Origin of the sequence: Acidovorax sp. HMWF029 (assembly GCF_003060895.1) — a bacterium.
Lineage (GTDB): Bacteria > Pseudomonadota > Gammaproteobacteria > Burkholderiales > Burkholderiaceae_C > Acidovorax.
This window is the reverse complement of the sequence record NZ_QAIH01000187.1, coordinates 1-4,130: the sequence shown is the minus strand read 5'-3', so window position 1 is coordinate 4,130 and position 4,130 is coordinate 1. Positions and strand designations below refer to the sequence as shown.

Here is a 4,130-nt window from a genome sequence, read left to right as displayed (position 1 = left end):
GTCGCCGCGCGCCCCCCGCGCCCCGCCGCGCGGGCGAACGCATTACCCAGCTGCAAGACCTGGCCACTGTGGCCCGGCGCCTGCGCGAGGAGCAGGAACGCCGCGAGGCCGAGGACAAAGCACGGCGCGAAGCAGCAGCCCGGGCCGAGGCCGAGCGCCACCTGTTCAGCCGCAGCGTAGGCCCCGTCATCCCGCTGCGCAACCCCAACGTGGCACGGCTGCGCAAGCACCTGCCCCCGCCACTGCCCGTGCAGCACTGGCTGGACGAAGAGCGGGTGCTGATGGAGTCGATCAGCGACGATTTCGACGTGAGCACGCTGCTCGACACCGACGACCAGCTCAGCTTTCGCCGCCCCGGCATCGGCGTGGAAGTGACGCGCCGCCTTCGCTCGGGCCACTGGAGCATCCAGCGCCAGCTCGACCTGCACGGCCTGCGCGTGGACGAGGCGCGCGAGGCGCTGGGCAGCTTCATCCGCCAGGCCCACAAGTCCGGGCTGCGCTGCGTGCGCGTGGTGCACGGCAAGGGCCTGGGCTCGCCCGGCAAAAGCCCCGTGCTCAAAAGCCGCGTGCAGCGCTGGCTGGTGCAAAAAAACGAGGTGCTGGCCTTTGTGCAGGCCCGGCCCATGGATGGCGGCGCGGGCGCACTGGTGGTGCTGTTGCAGCCGGTGCTGCACAGACATTCATAAAAAATAGCCGCTACCGCCCGTCCATCAAGCGCTAGAAGCTATCAAAAGAGAAGCAACACCCTCCTAACAGGGAAAGTGCTGCTCTCTGCAGGCACAGCCTACTTGGACAAATCCACGGCGTACTTGGACACTCCCTTGCCCGAGCCGTCATCGGCCGCCAACAGCGTCACGTTCGCCAGCCCTGCGGCCTGCGCCACGGCCAGCGCATTGGCGCCCGAGCTGAACACCACCGGGCCAGCCGCCGTGGCCTTGGCAAAGCGCCAGCTCTTGGCCGCACCGTGGGCCGCGCGGGTCACCGCCGGGTTCTTGCGGATGTAGTCGATCACCACGTCGCGGTTCGCATCGGGCGAGGCCCAGATGGTGCCCGAGCCATCCAGCTTGTCGATGAAGCTCTTGCCGCTGGTAGCGCGGTAGTTGTTGGTGGCGATCACGAACTCCTGCGCCACATCGATGGGCTTGCCCAGGTAGCTCAGCTTTTTGATGCGGCTGCCCACGGGCTGCGTCACGTCGATCTCGTACTGCACGTCGGCCGTGGTGAACATGTCGAAGTTGTAGCCAGGGAAGCTGCTGATGAGCTGCTGCTCAGTGGTCTTGGCGGGGTCGATCTGGTTGAAGCGCTTGGCAGCGGCTTCGAGCCAGTTCTTGATGTCACCGCCGTTCACCTTCACCGCATACACCGTGTTGGGATACAGGTACAGGTCGGCCGCGTTGTTGATGGCCAGCGGGCCGACGGCCACGTCGGTGTAGTCCGCCCCGCCCTGGAAGCCGCTCTTGAACGGCGCGCTCACCGACAGCACCGGCAATGCAGCGTACTGCGGCAAGTTGGCCTTGATGTAGGCCGCCACATAGGCCTGCTGCGCCTGGTTCACGATCTGGATCGCACCCGGGTCGCCCACATCGGCAAACAGCGTGCTCATGCGGAAGTCGGTCTGGCCAATCGGCGTCTTCACATACTGAATGGCCGCCTGGTGCTGTGGCTCGATCAGCGGCGCCACGGCAGGGTCTGCATCCACATACACGTTGGCACCCGCTGCGTTCTTGCTCTGGATGTTGCGCAGCTCGCTCTTGCTGGCCGACTTGTTGACCGTCCACTTCGCGCCATCCCACTGCAGCGCCAGCTGCACCACACCCAGCGCCTTGCCCCAGGAGCTGGCCATGACGGCGTGCACGCCGTTCACAGTGCCCGCCTTGTGGTCCACGCCAGGCAGGTTGAAGCCGGGCGTGGCCGCTGTGTCGGGGAACACGCCATGCTGGTGGCCCATCACCATGGCGTCGATGCCGGCCACCTTCGACAGGTGCAGGCCGGGGTTCTCCATGGTGGGCGAATAGGCAGCGCCATCGAGCCCGCCGTGCAGCAGCGCCACCACGATGTCAGCGCCCTTGGCACGCAGCTCGGGCACGTACTTGGTGGCGGCCTCCACCGCGCCCTCGGTGCTCACCTTGCCTTCCAGGTAGCGCTTGTCCCAATTCATGATGCCCGGCGTGGTGAAGCCGATCACGCCGATCTTGATGGGCAGCTTGACTTCCTTGCCGTCCGTGCCCTTGGCCACCAGAGTGCGCTCCAGCACCGTGTAGGGCTGCACCAGCGGCTTCTTGGTCTTGTTGCTGATCACGTTGGCCAGCACCATCGGAAAGCCCGCTCCCGCGCACTTCTTGCTGGCATCCACACCGTCCACCTCCAGACCGCCGCCGAGCACCTGGTTCAAGAAGGGCAGGCCGTAGTTGAACTCGTGGTTGCCCAGCGTTCCCGCATCAAAGCCCAGTGCGCCCATGGCCTTGTACATCGAGAGCTGCTGCGTGCACGGGATGGGGCTGATGGTGGCTTCATAGTCGGCCAGCGCGGTGCCCTGGATGGTGTCACCGTTGTCCACCAGCAGCGTGTTGGCAAACTCCTTGCGCGCCGCGCGCACCAACGTGGCGGTGCGCTCAAAGCCATAGCTCTTGTCTTCAGCCAGCTTGAAGTAGTCGTAACTGCGCACGTTGAAGTGCAGGTCGGTGGTCTCCAGCACTGCCAGCGTGGCCGTGGCGCCCGCGCTGGTGTTGTCGCTGCCACTGCCACACGCGGCCAGTGAGGCCGCCAGCGCCACCAGGCCCATGGCGGCCACGCGGCGTGACAGCTGCGCAGAAGAAGAAATTGAATGGCTCAGAGTGCGTTCAGACATGAACTGTCCCGGAATAAAACAAGGGACCGAGTGTCTGGCGGGGGTTTGACAGCGGTGTGACGTGACGCCCGAAGGGCCTAGAACCTGCTCCTAGCCGATGCGGTGCACATCGCCGTTGTGGGGCGAAGCGCTTTCGTGGAACAGGTCTTCGAGGAACTGCGCCAGTTCATGCTCTTCGACAAAGTCGGGGATCACAAAGCTTGCGCGCGTGCGCTTGCCGTCACCACCTACGCGGTACGCCTGCCACAGCGAGCCTTCGCGCCGCACCTCGACGATGCGGCCAAAGACGTTGAAACGGGGGTGCGTCGGCGCGCCCAAGTTCAGCGCTTCCTCAAGCTGCGGGCTGGCCAACCCCGGAGGTGGCGGTGGCAATCAGGTCCACCTCCACGGTGGCGTTCTTGGGCAGTTGCAGCACACCCACCGACGTGCGCGTGTGCGCCCCGGCGTCGCCCAGCACGGTGAACAAGACTTCCGAGGCGCCGTCAGCCACCTCGCTTTGCTGCGTGAAGCCGGGCGCCGACTGCACATACACGGTGATGCGCAGGATGGACTGCACGGCGTCAAGCGAACCCAGCGCGCGTTGGAGCAAGGCCAACGCACGCATCGCACACACTTTGGCGGCTTTTTGTGCATCGGCGAGCGAGGCCCCGGCACCGGCCGCGCCGGTGATCACCACCGTATCACCCACGCGCGGGATCTGCCCGCTCAGGTAGATGTGGTGGCCGTCGCGCACCAGGGGCACGTAGTTGCCGCCGATCTTGATCTCGCCGTCAAAGTTGTAGCCCAAGGCCTGGGCCTGCTGCAGAAAACGCACGTCGCGGGACATGAAACCTTGCTCCTTCACTCCACCACCAGCGCCCACCGGGCCGGGGTGCGCGCCAGCCAAAAAACCAATGCGGCCGTCAGACGCCCTTGTTGCGCATCCAGTCGGCCGTGCCCATGAAGCTCTCCTTCAGGCGCGTGCGCAAGTCTGCGGGCACGCCCGTCTCGCCCATGGCCTGGTCCATGCAGGCCACCCACTGGTCGCGCTCCTTGATGCCGATGGCAAACGGCATGTGGCGCATGCGCAAGCGCGGGTGGCCAAAGCGGCTCTGGTAATGGTCGGGCCCGCCCAGCCAGCCGCAGAGGAACCAGAACAGCTTTTGCCGCGCGCTGGTCAGGTCGCTGCCATGGGCGGCGCGCAGCTCGGCGTACGCGGGCTCCAGGTCCATGAGGTCGTAAAACCGCTCGACCAGTGCATGCACGCGGTCTTCGCCGCCGATCCATTCGAAGGGTGTGGCGG

General features: G+C 65.8%; 5 protein-coding genes. 1 reads left to right on the top strand and 4 read right to left on the bottom strand.

Annotated elements, in window-relative coordinates:
- The coding region (locus DBR12_RS12895) for a Smr/MutS family protein (RefSeq protein WP_369861552.1) at positions 1-686 on the top strand (686 nt) is incomplete at its 5' end.
- Between the two features lie 98 nt (positions 687-784).
- Here the strand turns inward: DBR12_RS12895 and DBR12_RS12890 are convergent.
- The 4 genes from DBR12_RS12890 to DBR12_RS12875 form a co-directional block, all read right to left on the bottom strand.
- The gene (locus DBR12_RS12890) at positions 785-2,782 is read right to left on the bottom strand and encodes a bifunctional 2',3'-cyclic-nucleotide 2'-phosphodiesterase/3'-nucleotidase (protein ID WP_233244449.1); all 1,998 of its coding nucleotides are present in this window, start codon (positions 2,780-2,782) and stop codon (positions 785-787) included.
- Positions 2,783-2,938: 156 nt separating this feature from the next.
- Complete coding sequence (locus tag DBR12_RS12885) at positions 2,939-3,166, bottom strand: hypothetical protein (protein ID WP_108617611.1); 228 nt, start codon at positions 3,164-3,166, stop codon at positions 2,939-2,941.
- 13 nt (positions 3,167-3,179) lie between these two features.
- Entirely contained in the window at positions 3,180-3,674 is a 495-nt protein-coding gene (locus DBR12_RS12880; protein ID WP_108617610.1) for a RidA family protein, read from the bottom strand.
- Between the two features lie 76 nt (positions 3,675-3,750).
- Positions 3,751-4,130 (bottom strand): group II truncated hemoglobin (locus tag DBR12_RS12875; protein ID WP_108617608.1); only part of this gene is annotated, 380 nt, incomplete at its 5' end.